The organism is uncultured Nostoc sp. (assembly GCF_964245445.1).
Lineage (GTDB): Bacteria > Cyanobacteriota > Cyanobacteriia > Cyanobacteriales > Nostocaceae > Nostoc.
In genome coordinates this window covers 1-4,047 of sequence record NZ_CAXTNE010000443.1, presented here as the reverse complement: position 1 = coordinate 4,047, position 4,047 = coordinate 1, and the positions used below count along the sequence as shown (strand labels likewise).

Below are 4,047 nucleotides of genomic sequence, written 5' to 3'. Positions count from 1 at the left end.
CTGCCCCCTGCCCCCTGCGGTTTTAATGATAAGTCTTTAGCCGGACATGATATAACCTGCCGGATCGAGTTCTAAAAATCGCTTGGATAGCTTGTAGTCAATTGCTGCCATTGTTTCTACTGTCGATATCATATTTAAACTCCATAACAAAAAGTACTGCTCTAAACGCAAACAGAAGCCTGAGCTTCAAATCTGCTCTTATCAAAGACCAAAAGCGTAAATTGCTTCCCGTGGGGGTAGGTGAACGCACAAATGAGTAGATAATTGGGCGTTACCGTTAAGTTCAACAATAAGCAAGAGAGCAAAACTCTCAAACTAACCTCTAGGCCTACTTTTACTACGATTTCACAGTTGCGTTTGCTTCCTCTGGCAATACTTTCGTCGCGGTTGTGTTGCAAAAACTTGCAAAGGATAAAAGCTCTGTATAAATCAGAACGAGTTATACAACTACTCCAAAAATTTGAGCAACGATGTCTGTTTTTTCAATTCCCTTGACTTGTCCCTTACGAATCATGTTCATAGCCTCATATCCCCTCAAGGTTCGCCTCGCCGTGTTGAACGAGGCAAATCCCATTCCTGGTTTAACCAATCGTTTAATAAATCGATGATCTTGTTCCAGATTATTATTTAGATAGAACGTACATCCACAACACAGTTAACATTAAACATTTTTAGGTATTTTAAAAATTCGTCATAATTTTTCCGATTTCCATACCCAAATGTCAAAATTAACGCTGACAATCCCATCCTTCATAAGGAGAACCTGCTCCATATTCAACGCCTCGTGATGTGATGAACAACACTTTTTTACCGTTTGCAAGTCCTTTGATTTGACCATCCTCCTCCGTGAATGTGCGACCCACACGAATCACTTGATCAATGTATCCTTTGAAGTTGGACGGAATGCTGAAGTTGTACATCGGCACGCTGAACACACACCGATCAGCCGCCAAAAACTCATCCACCAACTCATTAGAAAACTTCAGCAGTTCAGCCCTAACTGGAGTCAGTGCTTCTGGTGGAGTAAAACAAGCCACAATCCAATCTTCGGTGACGTGAGGAACTGGCGTTTGCCTTAAATCACGATAGGTAATCACATCATCAGGATGTTAGTCTTGCCACGCAGCAATAAACTCCTTGGCTAATTTGCGAGATTTGGAGCGATCGCCCCGTGGACTTGAATCAATATGCAGAATGTTTCCCATAATCCCTCAACCAAAAATTTCATTTGGCCACTAGAACACCGATTCACTAATCCCCTTGTCGGTCTAAAAGCTTTATTCAGCAGCTATTATTCAGACCTTGTATTCCTTTCTATACGACTTAAAAGGTCAATGATTGCTATTAAAGCTGCTGTCAGAATATATATAATAATACAGGGAATAATTAAATAAATTCAAGGCAAGAGAATAAATATATTACCTCCACCAAAACTTAAAGCTCGGTCAAATATTGAAATATTATAAGAAAAAAATGGCTACAATAAAAAAGCCGACAACCTGAAGAATCTTGAGTGTAGGAACTAATCTAGTGTACAGTCTATTGTCGTTATATCTGTTAGATAATTGATTGTTGCTCATAAGTACACCATTTTTAATAAATTAGTTTGTGCATTAAAACTTATTTCATAATGAGTAGAAGAGTGTTTTTTTTAAGACTCTTCTATGATTATAGCTATCACTTTTATAACTGATAACTCGAATTATCATTAAGCTCCGGCAGCCTCCTTTTTAAATCTATATATCCCAATACTGATGCCAAGCATAGCAATTCAAAACAGTGGTCAAATTTAGTGATAGCTGACAAATGCTTAAAAAATCAAAGCCTCATTTTGGCCCGACTCCTGCTCAAAACTCGATTTTTCGTCATGATTCCGATTACTGAATCGTTGTTCTAGTGTCCGCAGTTGATTACAGCTACTTAGCTAAAAGTTTTCAATGACTACAGGCTCAACTGGTTGGGCAATTTCAAAATTGAAAATTCGTGAATAAAAGTAAAGTTCTGCTGACAAAGAACGCTTGATGTTTGCGGCTTTGCGGAAACCATGTTGTTCACCCTCAAAAGCAACATAAGCCACAGGTACACCTTTTGTTCTTAGCGCTGTAACCATTGCTTCAGTTTGATTGGGCGGAACTACTCGATCTTCTAATCCCTGAAAAAAAATCATTGGGCAGGCTAGACGCTCACTAAAGTTAATTGGCGAGCGCTGTTGATAAATCAGACGCTGTTGTGGATAAGGGCCAACCAGACCATCCAAGTACCGTGATTCAAACTTATGTGTATCTCGAACTAAAGCTTCCAAATCACTGACACCAAAATAGCTGGCTCCTGCTTTAAAAGTATCTCGGAAAGTTAAGGCACAAAGCGTTGTGTAACCACCTGCACTCCCGCCGGAAATGGTTAGACGAGCACCGTCTACATCTCCTCGTGACACTAAGTAACGCGCACCAAAAACACAATCATCCACATCTACAATTCCCCAATTCCCAGAAAGCCGTTGCCGATACTCCCGCCCGTACCCTGTACTGCCACCATAATTTACATCCAAAACCGCTATTCCTCGGCTAGTCCAATACTGAATGTTAAAATTGAGGCTACTAGAAGTTGCTGCGGTGGGACCACCGTGACTTTTGACAATCAAGGGCGGTTTTTCAGTTTCAGGAGCCGTATAGTCACGGTTTCGAGGTGAGTAGAAAAGGGCGTATGCTGTTTTGCCATCAGATGTTTCGTACTCAATGGCTTCAGGTAAAGAAAGATAACCAGCATCAATAGTTACATCACTAGAACACCGTAGTACTTCTAGCTCTTTAGTTGTCAGATCCAAACGGACAATTGCTGCTAATTGAGTTGGCGAGCTTGCGCGAAAAACCACCTGTTTAGAGGTGGCGTGCAGAGAGCTAATATCTGTGTAGGGCGTATTTATTAGTTCTAACTGATGTGTTAGTGTATCAAGGCTTGCTAAATACCAAATGCCTTGTTGGGTATAAGTACAAATAATCTGGTTGGCAGACCCAAAAGCATAAGTGGACATCCCAAAATTCCATTGCGGCTGACCAAATTCTGCTTCGATTTGAGTTAGCGCTTCTAAATTTTCATCTTGCCAACGATATATATTCCACCAACCTGTACGGTCAGAAACAAAATACAACTGACCATCTGGCGACCACTGTGGCTGAAAAATAGACTCATCTAAATCCCCAGCAATTTTTTGAGTATTTCCCAAAGAACCATCTGCCTTTAATTCCCCAACCCATAGTTCAGTCCCATCCCAAGGCATATTAGGATGGTTCCAAGTCAGCCAAGCTAAACGTGAACCATCCGGGCTAAGGCGAGGCGAAGCATAAAAGTCATTTCCAGATACTAATAGTTGGATTTTATGATCTCCGTCTAGTTCCACGCCGACTAAACTATTACTCGCCTCCTTTGTCACGTCTGTGTGATCTTCATACACACAAATAATTCGGTTGTTTTGACGATCAAAAACACCGTCTGCATAGCGTGTGGCAGCTTTTGGGGTGATGGCTTGCGGCTCTTGATTGCTCTTTTGATAATATAGGCGTTGATCACTAAAGTTGGAAAAGTAAACAGTGCCATTCACCACAAGAAAGGAACTGCCACCATATTCATGCACACGAGTACGCACATTGAAGCCACTAGGCGTGAGGGACTGGATTTTACCGTCTGCACCCCGCCGCACTATGACATTTCTACCTGACTCTGACGGTCGTAGCTCACTCCAGTAAATCTCTTCGCCACAGAGGGCAATTTGTCCCAACCCAATTGTACTTGCAGTAATTAAGTCTGTTGTTATGGGCGATCGCCAACATCCGTAAGACGCTACTTCTGTTTTTATCACGCTTTATTCTGCTCCCTGTTCCCAAGAATCATACATTGTCTGTAAAGGCAAAACTCTGACACACCCACTTATACTAATCCGTAATTCGTAATCCTAGCCTCTAGCTAGCAGCAAGCTACGTAATTGAAAGTTCTTTAAGGGAGCAATGCGATTTTGTGAGATCATCATAAAGACAGCAGGGGAGCAGGGAG

2 protein-coding genes and 1 pseudogene are annotated in these 4,047 nt (G+C 41.5%); all 3 read right to left on the bottom strand.

Annotated features, from left to right (window positions below):
* Positions 1–439: 439 nt before the first annotated feature.
* Positions 440–634: pseudogene (locus tag ACFE90_RS36860) on the bottom strand (DDE-type integrase/transposase/recombinase); the annotation flags it as partial.
* A gap of 94 nt (positions 635–728) precedes the next feature.
* The gene (locus tag ACFE90_RS36855; protein WP_375507187.1) at positions 729–1,097 is read right to left on the bottom strand and encodes an FMN-dependent NADH-azoreductase; all 369 of its coding nucleotides are present in this window, start codon (positions 1,095–1,097) and stop codon (positions 729–731) included.
* 827 nt (positions 1,098–1,924) lie between these two features.
* A complete protein-coding gene (locus ACFE90_RS36850) occupies positions 1,925–3,856 on the bottom strand; it encodes a S9 family peptidase (protein ID WP_375507186.1) in 1,932 nt (643 codons plus the stop codon).
* Positions 3,857–4,047: the final 191 nt, after the last annotated feature.